Source organism: Kitasatospora sp. NPDC087861, from assembly GCF_044742585.1.
Lineage (GTDB): Bacteria > Actinomycetota > Actinomycetes > Streptomycetales > Streptomycetaceae > Kitasatospora.
In genome coordinates, this window is record NZ_JBIUUS010000021.1 from 112,946 (window position 1) to 136,370 (window position 23,425).

Annotated in this window: 16 protein-coding genes; 10 read left to right on the forward strand and 6 right to left on the reverse strand. The window is 69.3% G+C overall.

Features of this window, described 5'->3' with window-relative positions:
- The first annotated feature begins 4 nt into the window (after nt 1–4).
- Complete coding sequence (locus tag ACIOJE_RS27735; protein ID WP_400779674.1) at nt 5–1,780, forward strand: TnsA endonuclease N-terminal domain-containing protein; 1,776 nt, start codon at nt 5–7, stop codon at nt 1,778–1,780.
- Between the two features lie 129 nt (nt 1,781–1,909).
- Here ACIOJE_RS27735 and ACIOJE_RS27740 read toward each other — a convergent pair whose 3' ends face one another.
- From ACIOJE_RS27740 to ACIOJE_RS27755, 4 genes are all read right to left on the reverse strand, one after another.
- On the reverse strand, nt 1,910–3,013 hold the full coding sequence (locus ACIOJE_RS27740; RefSeq protein ID WP_400779676.1) for an AAA family ATPase: 1,104 nt from the start codon (nt 3,011–3,013) through the stop codon (nt 1,910–1,912).
- 41 nt (nt 3,014–3,054) lie between these two features.
- A complete protein-coding gene (locus ACIOJE_RS27745; protein WP_400779678.1) occupies nt 3,055–5,325 on the reverse strand; it encodes a transposase in 2,271 nt (756 codons plus the stop codon).
- 104 nt (nt 5,326–5,429) lie between these two features.
- On the reverse strand, nt 5,430–6,143 hold the full coding sequence (locus ACIOJE_RS27750; protein WP_400779680.1) for a TnsA-like heteromeric transposase endonuclease subunit: 714 nt from the start codon (nt 6,141–6,143) through the stop codon (nt 5,430–5,432).
- Between the two features lie 166 nt (nt 6,144–6,309).
- Entirely contained in the window at nt 6,310–7,341 is a 1,032-nt protein-coding gene (locus ACIOJE_RS27755; protein WP_400779682.1) for a TniQ family protein, read from the reverse strand.
- Between the two features lie 184 nt (nt 7,342–7,525).
- On the opposite strand from ACIOJE_RS27755, the gene ACIOJE_RS27760 reads away from it, so the two are divergent.
- The 5 genes from ACIOJE_RS27760 to ACIOJE_RS27780 all read left to right on the forward strand — a co-directional run bounded on the left by ACIOJE_RS27760 (nt 7,526) and on the right by ACIOJE_RS27780 (nt 15,463).
- Complete coding sequence (locus ACIOJE_RS27760) at nt 7,526–9,865, forward strand: Helicase associated domain protein (protein ID WP_400779684.1); 2,340 nt, start codon at nt 7,526–7,528, stop codon at nt 9,863–9,865.
- A 231-nt stretch (nt 9,866–10,096) separates the two neighbouring features.
- The gene (locus ACIOJE_RS27765; RefSeq protein ID WP_380293338.1) at nt 10,097–10,510 is read left to right on the forward strand and encodes a hypothetical protein; all 414 of its coding nucleotides are present in this window, start codon (nt 10,097–10,099) and stop codon (nt 10,508–10,510) included.
- 35 nt (nt 10,511–10,545) lie between these two features.
- Nucleotides 10,546–12,909, forward strand: a complete 2,364-nt coding sequence (tap, locus tag ACIOJE_RS27770) for a telomere-associated protein Tap (protein WP_400779687.1) — start codon at nt 10,546–10,548, stop codon at nt 12,907–12,909.
- A 101-nt stretch (nt 12,910–13,010) separates the two neighbouring features.
- Nucleotides 13,011–13,589, forward strand: coding sequence for a telomere-protecting terminal protein Tpg (tpg, locus tag ACIOJE_RS27775; RefSeq protein ID WP_400779689.1), 579 nt, complete (start codon nt 13,011–13,013; stop codon nt 13,587–13,589).
- Between the two features lie 284 nt (nt 13,590–13,873).
- Nucleotides 13,874–15,463: a Helicase associated domain protein gene (locus tag ACIOJE_RS27780; protein WP_400779691.1), complete on the forward strand. Its 1,590-nt coding sequence runs from the start codon at nt 13,874–13,876 to the stop codon at nt 15,461–15,463.
- Between the two features lie 287 nt (nt 15,464–15,750).
- Here the strand turns inward: ACIOJE_RS27780 and ACIOJE_RS27785 are convergent, their stop codons facing one another.
- Complete coding sequence (locus tag ACIOJE_RS27785; protein ID WP_400779693.1) at nt 15,751–16,077, reverse strand: helicase associated domain-containing protein; 327 nt, start codon at nt 16,075–16,077, stop codon at nt 15,751–15,753.
- A gap of 322 nt (nt 16,078–16,399) precedes the next feature.
- Between ACIOJE_RS27785 and ACIOJE_RS27790 the strand changes: the two genes are divergently transcribed.
- From ACIOJE_RS27790 to ACIOJE_RS27805, 4 genes are all read left to right on the forward strand, one after another.
- Complete coding sequence (locus ACIOJE_RS27790; protein WP_400779695.1) at nt 16,400–17,767, forward strand: dsDNA nuclease domain-containing protein; 1,368 nt, start codon at nt 16,400–16,402, stop codon at nt 17,765–17,767.
- Nucleotides 17,764–18,336: a hypothetical protein gene (locus ACIOJE_RS27795; protein ID WP_400779697.1), complete on the forward strand. Its 573-nt coding sequence runs from the start codon at nt 17,764–17,766 to the stop codon at nt 18,334–18,336. Before ACIOJE_RS27790 ends, ACIOJE_RS27795 begins: the two co-directional genes overlap by 4 nt.
- Nucleotides 18,336–20,285 carry a hypothetical protein gene (locus ACIOJE_RS27800; RefSeq protein WP_400779699.1) on the forward strand — a complete coding sequence of 650 codons (1,950 nt, stop codon included), beginning with the start codon at nt 18,336–18,338 and terminating at the stop codon, nt 20,283–20,285. The genes ACIOJE_RS27795 and ACIOJE_RS27800 overlap by 1 nt, the downstream gene beginning before the upstream one ends.
- A 925-nt stretch (nt 20,286–21,210) precedes the next feature.
- Nucleotides 21,211–22,539: a hypothetical protein gene (locus ACIOJE_RS27805; protein WP_400779701.1), complete on the forward strand. Its 1,329-nt coding sequence runs from the start codon at nt 21,211–21,213 to the stop codon at nt 22,537–22,539.
- A 120-nt stretch (nt 22,540–22,659) separates the two neighbouring features.
- Here ACIOJE_RS27805 and ACIOJE_RS27810 read toward each other — a convergent pair whose 3' ends face one another.
- Complete coding sequence (locus tag ACIOJE_RS27810; RefSeq protein ID WP_400779703.1) at nt 22,660–23,400, reverse strand: helicase associated domain-containing protein; 741 nt, start codon at nt 23,398–23,400, stop codon at nt 22,660–22,662.
- Nucleotides 23,401–23,425 lie beyond the last annotated feature (25 nt).

The window sequence follows — 23,425 nt, forward strand, 5'->3', positions numbered from 1 at the left end:
ACCGATGCACGATCAGACACCGGGACCAGCACCGCACACGGCCACCCCGCAGCAGACCGGCAGCAAGGCGCCCGCACCGACTGCGCAGAGCCCCCGAGGACGACGGCGGCGCACCACCGGCCAAGATCCCGCCCCCAGCGACGAACAGCGCGCCCATGTCCTGGAGCAGTGGCAGCACACGACCGGCCACCTGCTGCGCCCCGAGCGCCGCCTCCAGTTCATGGCCCGCAAGGCCGTCGCGCAGCTGGCCACCATCGACCCGTCCATCCGCCAGACCATGGCAGAGCGGCTGTGGCACGGTAACGGGCAACTGCTGCTGGACGACTGGCTGGTGGAGTGTCACTGCCCTGGGGCAGCAGCACTGACCGGAGACTGGGGACAGATCGCCGGCCCCGACGGCTTCGACCCCACCAGCGTGCTCGTCTTGCGAGAGCTGCTCACGGCGGCGGTCCAGGACATCCCGGCCGAACGCGATCGCGAGATTGTCCGGCGGCGTCTAGGCCTGCACGACTGGCCCGCGCAGAGCCTGGAGCAGGTCGCGGAGGCATTCGAGGTCTCTCCGGAGCGAATCCGGCAGTTGCAGACCCGGGCCCTGGCCAAGCTGGGCCGCGCCGCCACTGCCACAGCCCGGCGCCTGCGTACGGTCCTCGCCGACCTGACAGCCCTGACCACACCCACGGCCACGCCGCCGGCGAGCCGCCTGCTCGGCCTCGCCGAGCTCCTCCTGCCCTCCCTTGCCCCGCGCACGGCCGCCACGCTCCTGGCCCGCCTGGCGGGCTCCCCCAAGGCACACGCCCAAGACCTGGCGGCCGAGGCCATGATCCTGCGCGCCGAACGCCAGGCCCAGAGCCGCCGCGCGGCCGCCCGGCAAGGACGCATCAACCGCGCCGCCCAGCGCTGGGACCTGGTCGCCGCCGACATCCGCTGGCCCTCGCCACCCGGCGCGGCCCCCGCCCGAGAGGACCTCCATGCCGCGCGTGACGTCAACGACCAAGAGCACGCAGGGTCATGGCCGTGCGCGAAACTGGGCCGGGAGGTGGCCTACGAATCGCAGGCCGAACTGAGTACCGTCCAACTGCTCAGTTTCGCCCCGCAGATCGCCTACTACCAGGAACAACCCCTGGCTATCCCCTACACCCACGACCACCGCAACCGCACCTATTACCCTGACCTGCTCGCGGTCACCACCGACGGCCGCTGCATCCTTATCGAGGTCAAACCCCTCTACGAGATGGCCACCTCCATCAACCAGGCCAAACACCAAGCCTTGTACGCCTGGTGCCGCCGCCAGGGCTGGGGCCTACTGACCACCGACGGCCACCGCACCCGGAGCCTGCTGGGAACCCGGACCGTGGACCCACGCCTGGCACCACTGCTCGGTGCCGCACTGGCCACCCATCAGGAACTGACCTGGCCCCAGATCCAGGCCGCCGCACACCCGGTGCCCTTCGACGGTCTGGACCTGGCTGCCCTGGTCCTGGCCCACGGATGGGACTGGCGTCACCGGCCCTACCGGCTGCGCGCCCCCGGTCCCCGGCAGGACACCCCTGGGACAGTCACGGCGCCCGCGGCCGTCCAGGACACGCTGCTGCCGGATCCCACCCCTACCGCGCCGCTCATCCCGACCCCTGAGGAGATCGAGGCAGCACGCACCCCAGCAGGTGGATGGAAGCGCGCGCAGCTCGCCGCCTGGGGCGTTCCCTGGCCGCCCCCCAAAGGATGGAAGGAACGCCTCGCCGACAAGCAGGCACAGGATCCCGGGCGTCCCGAACGGCGCTGATCAGTGCAGAGTGGCTGCCCGCTGAGCCTGAGGGAAGGTCCTCCGAAGCGGCTGACGCACAGCAGAACTCGGCTGCGTATGCTGCGGCCTGCTTGGGCGGGGTGCCACGGACCCTCCTCCGTGCGTGCGTCAGTCGTTGTCGCGGCCGACGCGGAGGAGTTCGAGGCGTTCGAGCGTGATGTCCTCCTCGCCGTTCTCCCGCATCGCGTCGACGGCGGCGTGGCAGACGAGGTGGGACAGCTGCTTGAGGTATCCGCCGGTTCGTTTGTGAAGGTATGCCGCGTGCTTGGACAGGGCGTGCGTGCTGAAGTTGCGCAAGCACAGGTTTCCCTCGAAGCCCTTGAGGACGCTGAGCCAGGTCTCCTGGTCCCCTTCGTGGCAGTGGATCGGATCGAGCCAGCTCACGGGTAGCAGACTCAGGGCCGGCTCCGTCGACCCTTTGGGATCGGGCGCGTTGGCCTTGACGCGTTGCTTCTTGACGCGCTCTCGGAGACCGGCGTCGGAGCCCATGAGGTGGTCCGCTCTGACACGGGCAGCCTGGACGATGCCCGCCGCTCCTGTGCCGCAGAAGATGACTGCGATCCCGTAGCGGCTCCGCAGGAAGTCAAGGTAGTGCAGCACCGGCACGAGTTGGTCGGGGGCGGCGCGCTGGATGTCGTCGATCAGGATCACGCGGGTTCCGGAGCGGGCCAGGACGTGGGTGACCGCGTAGGTCAGGTCCGGCACCCGCCGTTGGTCGAACAGCGCCTGGGGGTCCTTGGGTGGTGGGTTGAGACCGAGGAAGCAGGCGATCTCCCAGATCCAGTTGATCGTCCCGTCGGTGTCCGGGGGAACGGTGATGTGGACGACCGGGATCCGGCCCCGCTCCTTCTTCTCCACCTCGACTTGGTAGGCGCGCCCGATCGCCCGCAGGGTGAAGGACTTGCCGGTTCCGGGTGGGCCGTCGATCACCATGTCGAGGAAGCCCTCTTTGCGCAGCTCGTTGGCACGGAAGGCCAGGGACGCCCTCAGCAGGGCGTTGTCGAGTGCGGGGTGGGAGACGATCCGCAGGTGGCTGTTGTAGATCAGGCGAGCCTCATGGGTGGTGAACGTGGCGAGCGTCGGCTTGGGCACCTCCTCGCGCGCGAAGGAGTTCCAGTCGTCGAGGGTGAACAGGTTCGCCATCTGCAGGGGGGCGCTGTGCGCGTGGGCCAGGAGCTGCGCCTCGTGCGGGGTAAGGGTGGCTGCTTTCACGCGGGTTCCTTGGGATATGAGCGCGATGGGGGAGGCGTGGCCTACTCGGGAGGTGTAGAGGCCGGGTCGTCGGCTCCCGGCGCGGTGCGGGGGGCGGCTGCAGGGCCAGGCGCCCCCTGCGGGGTGGGTTCGGCGGAGTCGGTCCGCGGATTGTGGCCGAAAGTGGGCTCGGGGAACGCGGTGATCGTGTCCAGGTCGATGTCGGCCAGCCCCGCGTACGGGTCGGGCCCCTCCGCTGGGGCCGGGGTGTCGGCGGGAAGTCGAGCAGCGGGTGCCGGTGCGGGCGGCACGTCTCGTCCGCGAATGGGCAGCGACGGGAACGCCTGGATCGTGTCCAAGTCGACCTCGGGGAGATTCGCGTACGGGTCTGCGGGCGTGGCGTCCTCAGCATTCAGGGGAAGGCCCTGGAACGGGATGATCGGGCCGGCCCGCCGGCCGGGGCCCTTGCGGCTGCGGGTGCGGCGCTCGCGCATCGCGACGGCGAGCGCGGCCTCGTCGACCGGGCGGCCCGCCTCCGACTCCATGAGGTGGCGCTCCTGCCACATGTACTGCGTCCAGGGGTTGGTCAGCAGGTGCGCGTGGATGAACTGGCAGCGGATCCAGTCCCCTTGACCGCGGTGGTCGTACAGCCAGGCGACCTCGGGCCGGTAGGGGTTGTAGGTGGCCTGCCACTTGTCCCCTCGCTCGGCGAACCCGGACAGCAGCCCGGCCAGCGCCCGCAGCCGGCCTCTCGGGTCCTGGTAGGTGCGGTTCTCGATCTTGATGCCCTTGTCGGTGACCTTGACCCACACCGGGACCAGCAGATGACGGCAGTCCGAAGGCGACAGCGGCCTGGGACGGTAACCGGTCAGCGCCACCATGTGGTCGTACATCTCGTTCGGTGACAGCACCCGGCCGGGCAGGAACGGGCTGCGCAGCCCCCCGTGCGGCGTCTGCTGGTACTCCAGCGCCACCCACTCCTCGGCCAACTCCTGCAACTCGTTGATGGTGCGCAGCGGTTGCCGGTCGATGCCTCGGCCGCGTACCTGGTGGCTGCGTCCGGTCCAACCGGGGATGTGCTGGCTGAAGCGGTCGGCGAGGGTGGGGAAGAAGCGCTCGCCCAGCGGCTTGTCGGTCGGGGTGTCCTTGCGGGCGAAGCGCAACGTGATGCCGAGGAAGTCGCAGACGCTCCGGAAGTGCTCGCTCACATACGGGCTGCCCTGGTCCACGACGATGGCGCGAGGGTGGATGACCGGCCTGGCGGCGGTGGCCTCGGTGAGGCGGGGGTCTGCCGCGCGCAGGTCGGCGAAGGGCAGCGCCGACACGGCAGCGGCGGTCAGCGGCGACCAGCCCGGGCGGGTCACCATCGGGGAGAAGCACTGTGCCAAGGTCAAGACCAGATCGAAGGCTTTGGTGGCCCGGCCCCCGACCCGGGGGCCGCCCGGGCCGGCTTCGCCCGGGATCGCGGGAACGATCATGATGGATGACAGGGTCCTGGTGGCGACGTCGATCAGCCCGGTCGCCTCCGCGGAGATCACCTCGCCGTCGTCCCCGAGAGCCCGCACGTGCAGGGGAGTGGTGTCCATCTGCATCAGTTGGCCCGGCAGCAGGGCGAAGGACGGCGTGTACGGGGCGGGCGGCTTGCTCGCCTGGCTGGCGCGCTGCCTGGTGGTGCCGCGCACCTTGTCTGACAGGCCCAGCTCGTCCATGCGCTTGTAGAAGATCGACTTCGGCAGCGTCAGACGCCGGCGTTCTTCGGGGTCTTCGAGCTCCTTCTTGTAGCGGGCGTCGATCAGGCCTTGCACGGTCTCGTAGTAGCTGTCGATCGTGCCGCCGGACTCCCTCGCCCGCATGGCCACGGCCTCGTGCAACAGCGCAATCACGCGCGGGTCGGTGCGGCCCCCCGGCTTCGGGGCCCTGCCTTTGCGGCCGTCCAGCAGCAGCACCAGCGGGTTCTCATTCGCCCGCTTCCAGGCCAGCCGTTTGTCTTCCAGGGCCCGGGGCTTGACGTCGAACCCGGCCGCAGCGAGCTCTTCGGACTTGGCTTTGTAGCGCTGGGCCAGAGTGGTCGCGTCGGGGTCGTAGCCGGGGCGCGGGACCATGTGCCCCGGACGCAGCCCGGTGTCGATCTCCTTCATGTGCCGGTGCCACCACAAGGCTTGCTTGCGGTCCACCTTGGACGCCGCCTGCAGCAGCACGTTCAGGGGCGGCAGCGCCGCGGGCTGGCGAGCCTCGCCTTCCTCGTCCAGGATCGCGAAGTCCTCGGCCGCGACCAGGACCCGGTACAGGCAGGCAACCGGCGGGCCGGTGTCCGCGAGCGGCTTCAAGGTCACCTGCGGGCCTGTGAACGCTGCGACTTCGTAAGAGGCGCCCTGCCAGCGGACACAGTCTCCGAGCCGGACGCGATCGGTCTCGAACCAGCCCGTCAGCTCCCGCGTCACCGCCGGGCCCCTGCCGCCCGGGCCAGCGCGGTCGGCAGCAGCGGCACGTCCCAGTCGACGAGGAGTCGCTGCTGCCACACCAGCCGCCAGGCCAGGTCCAGCCCCGACAGATGGGGAAGGCCACTGGCGGCGACGCCCTCCAGCACCGGCCGGCGTCGGGTGAAGGCGGCCAGGAGCGCCCCTTCCTCCTCGCGGGAGACGGGGTACGGCTGGCGGAACTCGGCTGCCCACTCCAGGTTCGCCAGCCGCACCCCACGGGGCACCGGCCGTTCCTGCACCTGCCAGTCAGCCTGCTGCGCCACCTCGTGCAGCACGGACAGGCGCATCCGCCACTGCGGGCCCGGCTTGTGCGGCGGCACCACCACGACGGCGCGGTGCCCCTCTGCGGTGCGCGCCACGAAGTCCGGACGCCACCGGTGCTTGGTCTTGCCGGTCTGCCAGTGCAGTTCGAGTGGCTCCCCGCTGAACCGCACCACGGTGCGGTCGAAGTCCAATGCCATGGCGACCCGGGTGCGCCGCAGCGACCCGCAGACCACTGATGAGCGGTTGGTGGACGACCACCAGTGCGTGATGATGCCCTGGCGGCCGTGGTAGGCCACCGGATCGGTCGGGGGGCGACGCTCCTCCAGCGGCTTGCGCCCCAACTCGGCGGACGTCGAACAGGTCAATTCGCCGACGTCATCACGGTGCCAGCCCATCACATGCGTCATCGGCCCTCCCTCGCCCCCAATCAGCCTGGACACCGCCAAGAGCCGAGGTGGCCGGTCGCTCGCGTGTTCCCTCGAAGGAGTGAACGCGCCCGGCCTGGGCTCGCCCACGGCCCTCGCCCCGTCCCGTCCGGCCTTCCGCGCCGAGGCGTGCCCGGCAGCCCGCTGCTTACAGCTCGCCCGGTGCGGCGCCCAACTGCCAGGGCAGGCAGGAACGCTGATCGAGGGATCCAGTCGATTCCGCGACGCGGGTATGCCCGGGCGGAAGCAGGAAGCGCCGGTGACGCAGCATCCCGGGCGCGTCCGGCGTGGAGGGCCGGTGATGCCGGGACAGCCACTCCAGGAGCGGCGCCATCACGAACCGCTCGTCCAGGCCCAGGGCCGCCCCCGTCGACTCCACCTCGGACAGCAGTACGGAACGCGCCGCGCCCCCGGGCGGGACCTGCTGCTCGTAGCGCACCATGGCCTTAGCCACGGCGACGGCCTCGGGATAGATCACCACCGGAGCCACCCGCAGGTCGCGCGGCGCCAGCCCGGTCCGCCGAGCCCGCAGCTCCCAGCGCGCGACCTGCGGCATACACGTCCACCAGTACACCGCGACATGGAACGCGTCCGCGAACAGCCCCGGACCCGCCTCGGGGAAGCGCCGCTGCAACCGCAGCCGCTTCTCGTGCGCGCGCAGCACGGAGGGAAGGCCGTCCAGCCGCAGCTGAGCCGGCTCGTCGCTACGGGATGAATCCGTCCACCGTCGATGGCGCACGCAGACCCGCCACCGCTCCGGCCACAGCAGCCACACCGGCTCGTCGACCAGCCGTTGCGCGGCGCACAGATCGCAGCCGCGGACCACGTACGCCTCTCCTTGGGGAGGCTCCCACGACCATTCCCATCGTGCGGTGCCGTCGCCTTCGGGCAGCAGGTAGCAGTCCGCGAGCCCGGACAGGGCGCGCTGCAACTCCTGCGGTTGACGTCCCGTCAGGATGGCCAGGTGCTGCAGCCCCGGCCGGTTCACGTACATCTCGGTGAGACGCGGGTCGACCGCCTGGCGGCCGTGGCCCACCCGGTCCAGGAACTCCTTCAGCTCCAGGCCGTTTCGGCGCGCGAGGCGGTTCACGAACGACCCCGTCGACTCGTCGGCCACGTGTCGCACCTGCAGGGGAAGCCGATGGCTGGGCCCCCACAGCGCCGGCATGTCCGTGAGCATCGCACCCAGGTCCTTCCACACGGATGACGCAGCCGCCCATCATCCCCGCCCCGGTACCGTGTCTGGGCCGGGTCCGCCCGGGCCGCCACACGATCGGGTGAACCGTCCACGGTCCCGTAAAGCAGCAACACCACCCGCCCGCAGGCTCGGGGTTGCCATGCCCGCACCTGCTTTCGGGAGAGCTGTGGCCGCGACGTCGCTCGACCATGACCTGCTCACAGACTTGCGCGCCCACCAGCGCACAGCGGTGGACATGTGCGTCAACGCGTTCGCCACCGGCGCGCCCCGCCTCACGCTTCAGGCCGCGTGCGGTACCGGGAAGACCCTGATGGCTCTGCACGTCGCCCACGAGGTCGCCCCGGCCGGGCGGGTACTCACCGTCCTGCCGCGGCTGCAGCTGCTGGAGCAGACCCTGGCCGCCTGGCACGCGGAGGGACGCCCCGGAAGGTACCTGGCGCTGTGCTCGGAAGACCCGCAGGACCCCGCCCTGGCCGATGTCATGGCGCGGACCGGCAATCTCGGCGTCCTCGCTGAGCAGATCGACGCCGCAGACGGGCCCGTCAACGTCTTCACCACCTACCAGTCGCTGCACAAGATCGCCCGAGGGCACGCGGAGCATCGTCTCCCGGCCTGGGACCTGATCATCGGGGACGAGGCCCACCGGGCCGCCGGCAAGCTGAGCAAGGCGTGGGCCGTCATCCACGACAACCACGCCATCCCCGCGCGCCGCCGCCTCTACATGACCGCCACCCCCAAGAACGTCGCGGACCCCGAGGACAACGGCGAACTGACCTGCGAAGTGGCCTCCATGGACGACATGAGCCTCTACGGCCCCGTCGTCTACCGGATCTCCCTCGCGGAATCGATCGAGCAGGGCCTGCTCGCGGACTACCGCCTGGTCGTCATGGAGATCCACGACGAGGACCTGCGCCGCATCCTGGCCCGCAACAGCGACATCACCCCCGACGCCGAGGGGCTGCGCGTGGCAGCGGCCCAGGTCGCCCTGCTCTACGCGATGCACCGGCACGACCTCAGACGCACCCTGTCCTTCCACACGCGCATCAGGTCAGCGGAGATCTTCGCCGAGTCCCTGCCCGAGACCGCGGCGCTGATGCCGAAGGACACCCGCAGCCAGTTGTGGACCGGCACGGTCTCCTCCCTCCAGGACCGCTTCGATAGGCGGGCCACGTTCGCGCAGTTCGCCGAACACGCCTCCTGCGGCACAGCCGGCGCTCTTGCCGCGCTGAGGCGGGCGGTGCTCACCAACTCGCGGCTGTGCCTCGAAGGCATCGACGTCCCCGCCATCGACAGCATCCTGTTCGCCGACCCCAAGTCCAGCACCATCGACATCGTCCAGGCCGTCGGACGGGCCCTGCGCCAGGTCCCCGGCACGGGCAAGATCGCGACGATCATCGTCCCCGTCTACCTGGCCCCGGGAGAAAACCCCAGCCAGGGAATGAAAGGGAGCCCCTACTACCTCCTGTACCAGGTCATGATCGCCCTGAAGGTCTACGACGAGCACGTCGTGCACCGCATCGACTACCTCGAACTCGACGGCCTCGACCGGGAAATCCGCTTCCGTCCGCCCGCGGCGCGCCCCGAGCGGGTGGGGGAGGTGATCCCCCTGCTGACCCTCAGCGCCCTCGACCCCCACCACAGCGTCTGGCCGATCGCACTGGCCAGCGCCGAGCGCTACCACGCCCAGCACGGGCACCTGGATGTTCCCAGCCGCTACTGCGGCATCGACCGTTTCTACCTCGGCTGGTGGCTCGGCCACCAACGTTGCCTGCGCGGCAACGGACTGCTCGGCCAGGACCGCATCGACGCCCTCGACGAGCTCGGCATGCGCTGGGAACACCCCCGTCACAGTATCGAGTTCCGCCTGGGCGTCGCCCGTGACTACGCCCGCGAGCACGGGCACCTGGTGCCCCTCGCCGACGAAACCTTCCAGGGCACCCGGATCGGCCGCTGGCTGGCCGGCTGCAGGCAGGAGGTCCGCGCCGGCACCCTGCCCTACCCCTACGAGCGCGCCCTCAGTGAGATCGACCCCTGGTGGAACGCGCCCTGGCCCAAGCAGTGGCAGCACACCTACGTCCGGGCGCTCGCCGCCGCCCGCACCGGCGCGCTCGACTTTCCCGGCCTGCACGCCAACAGCGCGGACCTGTTGGCCGACTGGCTCGACGAGCAGATCGACCTCATGGCGGATCTCCACCCCGACCAGAGGAATCTCCTGGGAGCCCTGACCTTGGACCACCCGCTGGCCCTGCTGCTGCGACGTCCCCGCAGTCCCGCAGAACGCGCATTCGCCGAGGGCCTCAGGGCAGCGCGGACCTTCCGCCGCAAGCATCAGCACCTGGACGTCCCCTACGACTACGTTGCCGAACAGGCAGGGCGCAGGTTCCGCCTGGGGGAGTGGATCTCACGGCAGCGCCGCGACGCCGCCCAGCTCACCCGCGGGCAACTCGACGCCCTGCAAGCCCTGCACATGCGTTGGATTCCGCGGCAGAAGACGCCGGCCCGCTGAGGGGGAACTGCTGCCGCCCCAGCACGGTCAGGTCCTGGTCGGCTCCCTGTCCGGCGGTGCGTCACCGAGACCGCTTGGGGGTGAGGGGGTGGTTGCTGTTCGGACGGCAGGACGTGGGAGCGCACCGGAACCGGGAGCCGTGGGACGGGCGGGCTTTCGGGCGACCCTTACGAAGGAGTTCAATGAACAAACAACTTGTTTGTTCATTGTTTTGACGTCATGCTGTCCCCCATGACGCTTGATTCGACCCCTGCCGCCCGCCGGCACGAGGCCGCACTGGAGAAGCTGGCAGTCCTAAGGGCGCGCCCCGACCTGCAGGAGGACCCGCCCGCATGGGCGCCCGCCAGGCGCCTGTGGGACGGAGCCGAGGTGCTGAGCAAGGTCATGGACGCCAGCACGCGCTCCCCAGGCGGCGACGAGCCCGCCATCGCCACCGACGACCTCGCGGCCGCCCTCGCCCTGTTCGAAGACCTCCGCCAGCAGCTCGACCACCTGGAATGCCAGGTGATCATGGAAGCCCGGCGCCACGGCATGGACTGGAACCAGATCAAGGACCAGCAGAGCCTCAAGACCCCGCAGGCCGCCGCCCAGCGCTATCAACGGCTGATGACCCGCCTCGAAGAGATCCGCCAGGGCATGCGCTGACAGCCCGTTCGACCTCCACAGCGAAGGAGAGCGCGATGACCGACACCCCCGACGCGATCGGCGCCCTGCTGGGCGCCGGACCGCGCCGCGCCGTGCCGCTGCCCGACCCCGCGCAGCGTCGCCGGCTGCGCACCGAGTACGGGCTCACCAAGACCGAGACCGCCAAAGCCCTGGGGGTCAGCCCCAGCACGTTCTCGGCCTACGAGTCGGGGCAGCGCGAACCCCAAGGCGAAGCCCGCACAGCCTACGCGCGGCTGCTGGAAGGCATCGCCGCCCAACTCACCCCCGAGCACGCCCTGGAGGAACCCGCCGCTTCGGAGCCGTTCACAGCCCCCGAGCAGCCCACCGCCCCGGCCGTCCCGATGCTGGATCAGAACCCGGACGGTTCCCTGGCGATGGCACCACCGCGACCGTGCGTGCAGTGCGGCCAGCCCTCCGTCTACCGGGCCCAGGGGATGCCCATGCACTTGGGCGGGTTTTGCCGTCCCGCCGCCGTCCGGGCCGCCCCGCAGCAGCTTGCCCCCGCCGACCCGGCGGCCGGACCGGCTGCTTCGGTCGCCCCGGTCGCTGCGCCCCGCCGAGCCGCCCCCGCCACCGGTCCGGTCGCTGTGCCGCACCGCGCCGGGTCGCCGCGTCCGGTTGCCTCGTCGCGGGCCCGGAAGGCGTCGGTGAAGAAGGCGTCGGCCGCGAGCGCGGGTCCTGCGGACTGGGAGGCCGCCGCCGCGGCGCGGTTCCCGGCCGGCCCGCTCGCCGTGCTGGATGTCGCCCCGTCCGGGAAGGCGTTGGTGGCCTATCTCGCCGACGGCACCCCGGCTGCGACCGCGCCGGCCAGGCGCACGCTCACGGACGTCGTGGAGTGGGCGCTGGAGGTGAAGCTGGGCTCGCCGCGCCTGCACCGGCACGGCAAGGACGGCGACGCCCTGGTCGTCCTGACCGACGTCGCGCTCGCGGAGCTCGGCCTGCCACCGATGGGCCGGGACGAGAAGAAGGAGTTCGTCCAGCGCCTGGGCCAGCTCCCGAAGGCCCACAAGGCCGTCAAGCAGATCGAGAAGGCCGGCTGGCAGCTCACCCAGCGCGGGCTGGGCCCGTGGGCCCGGATCTACCGCACCCCGGAGGACGGCAAGCGCCAGTGCGTGCAGCTGTGCATCCCCGCCTGGGGCGCCCTCGCGTCCGGCGGCTGGCAGATCCCCGACGACCTGGACGCTTCCGGCCTGGCCCGCCTTCTCGGCACCTACGCCACCCGTGTGCTCACCCCGCGCGGCTCCACCGCCGTCTCCGGCCTGGAACTGGTCACCGCGCTGCGCCCGCCGACGAAGGCGGTGCGCACGGAGGCCGGCTGGACGTCCGGGCCGGTCGAGGGCTCCCGGCCGAGGGATGCATTCGACCCGGCGCCGCCAGAGGTCCCGGACATCCACCCGCTTGCCCATGACCGGGAGGCGGGCGGTGAGCTGGTCACCGAGGCGTGGGACTGGCACCGACCGCTCACCGACCAGGAGCAGGCGGCGCCGTACGCGGTCGGCCTGGACATCAACATGGCGTTCCTCGCCGCCGCCGGCCGCCTGACTCTGCCGCTGTCCGGCCCGGTCCACGAGCTGAACCCCGTCTTCGACCCGAAGACCCCCGGGTCCTGGCTGGTGGACCTCTCCCACGTAGAGACCGACCCGCTGCTCCCGTCGCCGTTCACTGCGGACGGCTCCCGGCCGACCTGCCCCGCCTGGTATTCCACAGTGAAGGTCGCCTACGCGTCGGAGCTCGGCGCCCGCCCGCAGCCGCTGGAAGGCTGGCTGCGGTACGAGCACGGCCCCTACCTCGACCCCTGGCACAAGCACCTGCGCGCTGCATACCTGGAGACGATGGCCGCGCTCGGTGTCCCGCTCACCCTCGCCGACACCGACCCGGTCGCGTTCCTCGACGCCATGGCCAACCTCAAGGCGACCGGCGACCCGGCCGAACTCGCGGTGCTGCACGCGATCAAGCAGACCGCCAAGGGCACCATCGGCAAGATGCGCGAACGCCCCCGCGGACACGGCTACAAGATGGGCGAGCGCTGGGCGGCCCTGGAACGCCCGACCTGGGACCCGCTGATGCGCGCCCTCGTCATCGACACCGCCACCGTCAACCTCCACCGCAAACTCCGCAAGATGGCTGCCGACACTGGCCTGCACGCCTTCGCGGTGCTCTCCGACTGCGCCGTCTTCGCCGCCCCCGGACCCGGCGCCCTCGACATCCTCACCCGACCCGACGGAACCCTCACCACCGCGCTGCGCCTCGGGGTCTCGCCTGGGATGGTGAAGTTCGAGGGCTCCCGGCCGATGGCCGAGATCGCCGAGCTGCTGGCCGACGACGCGAACCCGGCCCGGCACATCAAGACCGGCGGCGTCGTCTCCGCCGACGAGTAGTTCCCTGCGACCCGCCGCCACCCGCCCGGCAGGTCGTCCCACCACCGCCGCACGATCACGACGCCGTTCCGGCCGGGACGGCAGGAAGGACCTGATGCCCCGTGGGGGAGATCGACGAGGGACTGGAGCGCGCTGAGCGCACCCGCCCCATCCCCGCGCACCTCAACACCCGGGTGCGCTTCCTGTGGGAGAAGGTCGCCAAGAACGACACCAAGCGCTTGGCCCAGGCCGCCGGCGTCTCGGTGCGCACCGCCCAGCGCTGGGCCCACGCCCTGACCGCCCTCGCCGCCGGCGAGCTGACCGGCGACATCCCCATGACGAGGGCCAACGCCGCGAAGATCGAGCAAGCGGTGCGGGCGGCCTGGCAGCCGCGGGTGAAGCAGCGGGTGCGCCGCGACGCCGAGCAGCGCGGCTTCATGCTCCACATCCAGGCGACCTTCGGCTACAGCGCGGCCGCAGGTTCCACCGACGACCCGCGCGAGCGCATGATCACGCAGAAGATGCCCGGCTCGGTCGCCCAGCGGCTCTACGAGGCCCGCGACGCCGGAGCCACCCAGGCCCAGCAGGAGCGGATCCTCGCCGACGCCCTGCGCGAGGAGTACTTCAAGGACGGCGGCCGCCGCGCCCGCGGCCTCGACGTCGAGCTCAACGGCATCGCCTGGATGGACATCGAGCTGTAGATCCTGCCCGACGCTGCGCCGTTGCCGTCAAGCTGTGACTGAGCGTTTCAGTTGGCCAGTCAGCGGTTGAGTTGGCTACGGCGTTGCGTAAACGCATGAATGTACATCCTCGATCTGCCGTGTCGATCCGACCGATGCGTCGATGTTGTCGATCTTCTGAGCGCCGTGGCAGCGATAGCTTGACCTCTTCGAGGGAACTCCCAGCGCGGGGGAAGCCAGCTCCAAGTGTCGGGGGTGGCACGTACGGTGGCCTCGGCGCGACCCGGGTGGAAGGAACGGTGGCTGTGGGGACAGTACGGGTCACGGATGCGAACCGGTTGTCGATGGTGAAACCGGAGCTGGCCGCGACACTGAACGTGGAGAAGTCCAAGATCACTGCGGACGAGCTGACGGTCGCGTCGAACCGGAAGGTCTGGTGGAACTGCCCGGACTTTCCCGAGGACGAACCGGACTCCCCCATGCACGAACCGTGGGAAGCCGTGGTGAACAACCGCACGGGAGGGTTCCGTAAGCGCTATGGCACCGGCTGTCCGACCTGCCGCTTGCGCCGGACATCGGTGCAGGAACTGCGGCTGAAGGCCGAGCTCAGTACGGTCCTACCGATCGACATCGACCGCGATGCCGTTCACTCCATCCGGGTCGAGCGGGTCGACATGGTAGTCGAGGCCGACGGTCTGCGCCTGGTCCTTGAGTTCGACGGTTCCTATTTCCACGGGACGGAGCAGTCGTGCAGGACGGATAGTGCGAAGTCTCGACGGCTTCGCGAGGCCGGTTGGACCGTGGTGCGTATCAGGGAGGCCCCGCTCGATCTCCTCGACCCGACCTACGACGTGCAGGTCGGCTTCCTCGCCGAGCCGGAGGCCGCCGCGGCTGACATCCTCGACCACTTGGTGGTCCTCCGTCTGCTGGAGTCGGCAGCGGCAGAGCGCTACCGGGCCCTGGACGCTCCGCAGGCGGAGGAGACGGCGCGGAGGTGGATCCGCGAGCGAATCGGCGAGCAGGCGGCACGGAGACTGGAGTACTCGGCGCAGAACGACGCGTGGGACTCCATGTTCGAGGTCCTGGTGGACTATGAGGCCGACGCTGGCGACTGCTACCCCACGGACGGGGTCTGCGCCGACGGGCGAAATCTGGGACGTTGGTGCCGCAAGCAGCGAGGGCTGCAGCGCACCGGTCGCCTTCGGGCCGACCGGGCCGAGCGCCTGGCCACGATCACCACCTGGTCGTCCCAGACCGCGCACGAAGCCGGTTTCTGGGCCAGCTACGACCGGTACCTGCGGCGGGCCGAACTGACGGATCCGCGCGAGCGGGAGCAGCTGCTGTCGAGCCGCGACGCGACCGTGTGGGCGAACAGCCTCCGCCGACGGCGGGCGGAGCTGATCTCCCGTGGTGACGATCTGCCGGGTGATCAGCTCGAGGCCATGGGGAAGGTAACAGGCTGGTCCTGGGACCCGTACCAGGAGGCCCACGACGCGAAGGTCGCGGTGATGCAGCAGTTCTGTGCCGCCACCGGCCGGCCCGTTTCGTCGATCAAGCAGCGCGAGGAGTGGAACGGGCAGCCCGTCGGCATATGGCTGAACTCCTGGCGCACCCGCCGCGATGTACTGTCGACCTCGCAGGAGGCCGAGCTCGAGGCGCTGCCGGGATGGACCTGGGACCAGCGCGGAGACCAGTGGACCTCGATGCTCCAGCAACTTGCGAACTTCGGGGCGGCACGAGGGCACATACAGCCGAGCCTGACCCTCGGCGACGAGCAGGAGAAGGCGCTCGCCAGGTGGAAGCGCAACAACAAGAGCCGCCTACAGGGCCGCGGAGATGGCAAGGCTCTCCAACTGCGGGCGCTCCTGGCTCAGTACGGGGAGACCCTGCCCTGACCGCCGCCCCGGCTGGCCTTACCTGAGCCGCAGCACCGTACGTCGTTGCAACTCGGGCGGGTCCTTCATCTGAGCAGCCATCACAAAGACTCCCTTCTCACGACCCATCAGGCTATCTCCGGCAACCTTCCGCACCTCGGGGGAACCTCAGGGCACCAGCCCGGGCAGGGCGCCGGATGCTGCCGGTTGCCACTGAACGCCTGGAGGCCGCGGGCCATCGGCGGGATGTGGCACGGTCAGCCCCCTCTCAGGGCCCGGCGCGGACCTCTGGTCCGGCCGGGCGGGTCCTACCAGCCGACCTCGAGGGCCTTCAGCCGCCCGAGCTGCTCGGTCGAGAGCTTGCCGCGGCGGGCTTTTTGGTTGTTCAGCCAGGACCTGAGGGACACCCCGTCCTCCTTGTGGGTGCGCGGAACCAGGGCATGGCCCTCGTGCTCGACGAAGTCACGAGGCAGCCAGGCCCTACTGGAAGTGGTCCACCCTCGACACCTTCGGCTTCGCCTCGGCCGTAGCCTTCGCGGCCACCAGCTCTTGGTCCCCCTCGATGCCGATCGCCGACAGCAGGTCCCGCTGGTCCTCCTCCAGCTCCGTCCAGCCAGCCCGCTGCCCGCCCCCACCCGCCCTGCGCAGGTAACCGGCCCCTGCCCGCCCGGCCTGCCCCAGGCGCGCGGGGCAAGACCGAGGTGGTTGTGGGCCAGCGGTGTCTCGACACGGGCGCCCGTCCATCACCAGACGCTGCACTCAATCGCAGCAGCCGCGGGTGGAGCAGTAGCAGTCTCAGTTGGCCGCCTCTTGCAGTTCCCTCGTCTACAGATCGTTCCGGTAACGCATGCGATCAACCGGTTACGGACTGAGTGGGCCCTGTGGTACTTCTGGGGATCTTCCGTCTTTCGGCCCTCTGCGGCCGGGAGCGTGCGGCAGGTGGGACAGGGGGTGGCAGTGGTTGATCTTGCCGTGGCCGAGGCTGCCGAGGAGCCTGACGAGGACGACGATGATGCGTTCGTTCACCCGATCTTCCGGATGGCCCCCAAGGAGGACAGCGGGTCCGACACTCTGCGCAACTACCGCTACCAGGCGGAGGTAGCCGCCCGGACCTGCCTCGTCATGCTCACCGAGGACAACATCGACTACATCGTCTGCGAGTGGCACGAGGACTTCGTCATCGCGTACGTGGACGGCTCGGTCGAACTCGTCTCAGTCAAGCACCGCACCAAGCGCAGGAACCCGTGGAACGTGGCGGACATCTGCAAGGACGGCGGCCTGGCCCACCTCTTCGACCGTTGGCGAGCCTGCGACGGTGCCCGCAACGTCCGGCTGCGCCTCGCCACGAACGCCGGCCTCACAACGGGGAAGACCGGAGCCGCCACGCTCTCCGCCATGTGTGGACCCGATCCGGAGATCACTGCCGGGGTGGACGCCATGGCCGAGTCCGTTGCCCGGTACTTCCTCAGGATCCGCTGGAAGCAGCCGTACGCCACCATCCCTGAGGTCCCCGAGGTCTCCAAACTCGTCGACATCACCGTCCCGGTCGGCTTCATCGACACGGTCAAGGACTTCTTCGCCGTGCTGCACATCGACGACGAACTGCCGTCCCGCGGAGACATCACGGATGTGAACCTGCAGAGGCTTCTTCGGCCGGCGATCGCGACGCTGCAGCGCGAGAACGTCGACACCGAGGCCACCTACCGGGCCTTGGTCGAACGCATCGACAAGGCCAACCGCGACGAGGGCGACCGCGGACAGCTCGCCGTCTACATCGCCGACCCGAGCAGGGTTCGCTACAACGTCCAGGTCCAGCAGCGCATCGCTCGCCGCACCCTGTACCGCAGCACGGTCCTGGAACAGTTCGTCTCCAGCCTCGCTGCCGTGCCGACCTTCGCTCGAGGACAGCTCCCCGTAGTCGCTCCGGGCGGGGGAAACCTGCGCAAGAAGATGGCCCGCGGCGGCATCCCCTCTGACCAAGCCGCTCACGCCGAGCGGCTCCGCTCCGCCTGGTACGTGCTCTGGGAACAGCACCGATCGGGTCTGGCCGGCGACACCACCGAGCTGGCGAACGCGAGCCTGGAAGTGGTGGACGCTGCCTTCGCCAGCCGAGACCAGGCGGAAAGCGAGGCCGCTGACGGTGCCCCGTACGGCCGGCGCATGAATCAGCTGCTCACTCAGTACCTGGTGCCCGCCAACCTCTCGACGGCCCTGCCGTTCAGGGCCAATGGGCAGCACCTGCGCGGCTTGGCCTACGAGCTCTGCGACCGCTGTGACTTCTACTTCTCCGAGCCGTTCGACACCTCCGAGGAGGAAGCGTCGTGACGAGCCACAGCGACCATGCGGCTGCCGTCGCGCGGATCAGAGACCGCGCCCGGCGCCAGGAAATGCGTGAAGCCCACTACCACGAGGCCCGCATCCTCCTGCTGATCGACAGGTTCACCGCGACCAAGAAGGGCCTGAACGGCCTCACGAAGCTCGCCAAGCTCGACTTCCTACTGCGCTACCCTGCCATGCTCGACCGTCTCCTGGCCGAGGACGGCATCAACTGGCCGCACGGGACACAGCCCACCTCCTCCGAGCGCCTCGCCGTCGAGAGCCGCATGACCCGCTACAAGTACGGCCCCTGGGACCAGCGCTACTACAGCATCCTCGGATCGCTCGCCGCCCGCGGCCTGATCACCTACACCGGCGCGGACCGCGCCGAGTTCCGCGTCACTGCCCAAGGGGCGATCGCCGCCACCGCACTGGCCACAACGGACGAGTGGGCCGTAGTGGCCCAGCGGATCGACCTCCTGAGAAGGCACTTCAACAAGTCGGGAACAGCGTTGAAAACCCTCATCTATGATCGTCTGCCGGATGCGGTCGACAGGCCCTGGCGCACGGAGATCTGATGGCAGTCCACCTCCGCTTCATCGCCCTCACCGTCACCACAGCCGACACCGAGAAGACCTACCGCTTCGACGGACCGGCCACCGTCGTCAGCGGCGCCAGCGGCACCGGCAAGTCCAGCCTCCTCATGCTGCTCAAACACGCCGTCGGTGGCAAAGCAATGCTGACCCCCGCCGTCCGCAACCACGTCCACTCGGTCCGCGCCGAGATAGTCGTCGGCGAACAGCACATGGTCCTCAAACGGACCATCAACGACAACCAGACCGACCACGTCGACGTCCTCGACCCCGAAACCCTGATGCTGCGCCGTACTCTCCCCCTGCGCGCCGGCGCCCCCAGAGAGTCGCTGTCCGACCTGCTCCTGGAAGCGCTGAACTTCCCCCGCGAGAGCATCCCCACCAGCCGCGAGGGAAAGTCCACCACACGCGACCTCACCTTCGTCGACCTTTTCACCTACGTCTACCGGGAAGCCCGCGGCATTGACCGCGAGGTCGTGGGACACCTCGACACCTGGTTCAAGCCCGCGCGTGCTCACCTGTTTAAGCTCATGTTCGGGCTCACCGACAGCACCGTCCTGGAACTTGCACGACTGTTGGGCCTGCTGAAGGAGCAGCTCAGGGCCAAGACGGCCGAATACGAGAACGTTCAGCGCTTCCTGGCCGCGGCCGACCCCCGCACCGATGAGGAACTTCGCGCCGAGCTCGCGAACCTGCGCGACATGCTGCAGCGTGCCGACACCGCCCTCGCGGCACTGCGCCACGAACTGGCGGAGAACAGCGCAGCCGACGCGGTCCTCCGCCAGGAACTGCGCGAGGAGGTCGAGAGTGCGAGGGAGGCCGCCCAGGACGTCCTGGCCGCTCAGGAACTCCTCGAAGCCCGGGAAGCGGTCGTTGCCCAGATCGAGGTCGACCTCTCCCGCCTGGAGCGCTCCGCCACCGCGATCGAGAAGCTCTCCCCGTTCGACTTCGTCGTCTGTCCCCGCTGCATGCAGCGGCTCAACGCACGACCGGTCCCGGACGACCACTGCCTGGTGTGCCTGCAGCCCGATCCTGCGGACGACGACGTGGACCCCGCTGCCATCCAGCAGACCCGCAGCGTCTTGGAGCAACAGCTCCAAGACGCCCGGGCCGTCCTGGCTGCCGACACCGAAGTCCTCCAGACCGCGCAGGAGCGCGTCCAGCAGGCCGACTTCCTGGCACACACCCTGCGCCGGCAGCTCGACGCACAGACCCGGGACATGGTGGCCCCGCGCTTCGAGGCCATCGCCGATGCCAGCGCCCGCGCGGCCACCCTCAGGGCGAGCATCGATGCGGTGAGCCAGCTGCGCGACTACTGGGCCCGCGCCCGCGCGATTGATCAGGCCGTTCGCGACATCAAGGAACGCCGAGCCCGCGCCACCGCCGACAAAAAGGCCCGAACCGCCGAACTCGCTGCACGAGAAGGTCTGGTCACCGACCTCAGCCGGAACTTCAACAGCATGGTCGCCGACCTCCGCCCCGCCCCGTGGATCGAGTCGGCAACCATCGACCCCGCGACCTACCTGCCACTGATTAACGGCGGCTCGTTCGAAACCCTCCAGGCCGACGGCGGCGGCATCGTGACGTGCATCAACGTCGCCTACAGCCTCACCCTGCTGGAGTTCGGCATCACCCACCCCGACGTTCTCGTGCCCTCCCTACTGATCATCGACTCCCCGCGCAAGGCATCGGGCACCAACACCGACGACCAAGAACGCGGTCGCCGCATCTACCACCGCCTCCAAGCGCTCACCGAGACCTACGGCCCCCGGATCCAGCTGATCATTGCCGACAACGACTCCGCACCGATCCCCAGCGACACCTTCGGGAAGATCGAACTCGACTACGCCCATCCGATGGTCCCCGGAGTGGTCCACCCCGGCCCCGGACACACCAGCCGAACAGAGGACGAATACGAAGACCGATCACGTTGACCAGCGCTGACCACAGGCTGTCCGTGACGACCCTGCCCCCCGGTTCTCGGAGCAGGTCGGTGCGGTGGCCCGCGCTCACGGCGTCCAACTCTGAGCGGTCGAGCCCAGCCGGTCCAGCGGTGACCAGTGCCTGCGGCATCCCGGAAACCTTCGCCCAGCCGCAGTCGGGACCTTCGTGAACGATCTCGAGGTCTCCTCCCCGCCGCGCTCGGCCACGGTGACCTCAGCACCTCCCTGTGCGGGCGCGGGATCCTCACTTGCCCTTCCCCACCTGGCGGCCGCGGCGAGGGCCGTCATGCCCTTGGCGCGGCGGTCGGTGTGGGACACCTTTTGGCTTCGTCTCGGCTGCCGCCCGTGCGGAGGCAAACTCTTGGTTCTCTTCGATGCCGATCGCGGTAAGCAGGTCCTGCTGCTCCTGGTCGAGCTCGGCGAAGCCGACTCGTTGCGCCTTGACTCAGAGGCCGAGCTGTTCGCCCTCGTACACTGTGTCCTCGGGCAGGGGCCCAGTTGACCAGACCGTCGGAAGTCCAGCTGCCACAGCCGGCTCGCGGCGTACGCGCGCTGCCAGGTGATCGGCCAGGCCGGGCACCACCACGGGCCGATCTCCTCCATCGCGCGGCGGCGCTCGGGCGCCACGAGGGGTCGATCTCTCCCAACACCCTGTGCTGCTCCGCAGCGAGTGCCGCGCTGTGGGAACTGGTGTGCGCCACGAAGAGGGGCTTGCCGGAGGGGAACTTCGCGTGCCGCGACTCTCGAGTTGACAGGAAGGCGTCGGCCTTCACCTCGCACCTCTGGCTATCCACCACGATCGCCTCTCCGTGCCCCTGAAGTGGAGACCCCGCAGGCGTCCTTTCCGACATTCTAGAAACGCGTGGCTGCCCTAGGATCGCGCCGGTAGGGTCGTTCAGCACAGAAAGGGCTGCTGATGAGCAAGAAGGTTGTGAAGCTGCCGGACATACCCGGAGCCGGCGAGGAGCTTGAGGACTACATCGCCGCTCTGTTCCAAGCCTCGGGCCACTTCGTAGAGAAGCAGATCATCGAGTCTGATCCTGCGGACCTCCTTGAACTTGACATCGTCACCACTGACTACGCGCATGAACAAGCCATGCGGCGGCTCATCGAGGTCAAGGGTGGCAAATGGGGGTACACCGATCTTTTCAAGGTCGTCGGCTGGATGCGGTACCTGAAGATCCAGCACGGAGCCTTCTTCCACACTCGCTGGGACGACCGCGGGACTGCCCCCACCAGGATGACCCCTCTGGGGCTAGAGGTTGTTTGCTTTGACGACTTCCAAGCCGCTCCGGAACACTTCTCGGAAAAGGGCTTTGGCACCTTTATGGAGCCGAAACTCATCGCCCTGTGGCGGTTCTCGTACGGTGTGGAACGTAGGTTCGTACATCTCATCCATGAGCGGGCGAAGAAGGGCGAGCAGGGCGCCAGGTCGGCGAAGACGTACCATCGCCAGATCAACAACGGCACCTTCCTTGCACGGGCTCCCGAAGAGTCTGCGGCGATGCTGTACGAGGCGTACCAGGAACATCCACAGCTGACGCGCGGCTATGCGCACGAACTCGATGGAGGTACGTTCGATCCACAGTCGGCGCCCGCCAGTAGCCCGAGCTACGAGGCGATGCTCAACGGAAAGTATCCGGAACTCCAAGCATGTACGTACCTCGAGCATCGTGCCCGCCTGGCGATTCTCAAGGCCGCCGTCGACTACGCGCTCACGCACCCCGACGGCGCGCCAGAGTTCTGTATGTCGGAGGACCGAGAGGTTTTCATCTTCCAAGGGCTGACGTATCACACCCTCCCTTCAACCTTCCATCGGGGCATGGAGTGGCTGAGGGCACAGCCGAACTTCCGACGGTACGCAACTTTCTGGCAGCAATTCTTGTGGGGATGGGGAGGGTTTTACCTTGAGGATCGGAAGGAACAGGAGTTCAAGTGGATGTCGAAGTACTCCGGCATTCCGGTCGACGAGATCCCGACGACACTCGAAGCCTTCGACCACTTCTTCCCCATCCCGGGGGGATGGTTCGTCACCGCGGGGGCGACGGACGTTCGTATGGTCAAGCTGGTGCCTTTGATATTTCAGGGACTCGGCGCCCACCACCGCCGCCTCCAGTACGACCTGATTGACCAGCCTGACCTCTCCGCTCTGAACCCAAGCTCCTGGTACACCCTCAATGACCTTCACAAGCGTATCGGCTGCGCTGTCGACTTCCTGCTTCTGACAGAGAAGGAACTCAAGTAGTCGACGTGCCGAACTGGATCTCTCAGAACACTGGGACGACCCCGGCCGTACTGCGTCCCGCCACGGGGCCGGGGCCTGCCTACCCCATCGCCTTACCCAGCCACCGGGACTACGGAGCTGCTATGCCCACTCGACGCCGTGCTCGGCGAGTTGCGCGAGCTGACCCGGTGTGAGCTTCGCCCGTCTGGCTTTCGTGTTGTTGAGGAAGGTCCCGAGCGAGACGGAGACCGTCTCCACCGTTTCCTCGCCGCCGGCGCCGACCGCCACCATCTCCAGCTCCTCCTTGTGGGCTCGCTTGACGACCGCGTGGCCCTCCCGCTCCACAAACTGCGCCAGGGCCGCCAGGCCCTGCGCGAAGCGGTCCGCACGCGAGACCTTCGGCTTGACCTCGGCCGCCGCCCGCGTGCCGGCTTGGTCCTCCTCGATGCCGAGCGCCGCCAGCAGGTCCCGCTGGTCCTCGACCAGATCCGGCCAGCTGGCCCGCTGCGCTTTGACCCAACGGCCGAGCTGCTCACCTTCGAACACGGTCTCCACCGGCAGCTGCGCCCAGTCGACGCGGCCGTCGGACTCCAGCCACCACTGCCGCGCCGTCGCGTAGGTGCGCTGCCAGGTGATCGGCCAGACGGGGCACCACCAGGGATCGATCTCCTCCAACGCCGCCCGCCGCTCCGGCACGAGCGCCCCCAGCTCCCCAACCGGCACCGCCGCGGCGGCGCGCAGCTCCGAGAGCCACGTGCCGATTGCGTGGCCGCCGATGGAGGCCCGGGCCGGCGCTGCCAAGGAGCCGCCGTGGCCTTTCGCCCAGACCCGCGCCCAGTCCAGGCCGGCCTCGAAGCGGGCGTCGGAGACGGACCAGATCATCCCCAGCTGGTCGAGTGATGATCGG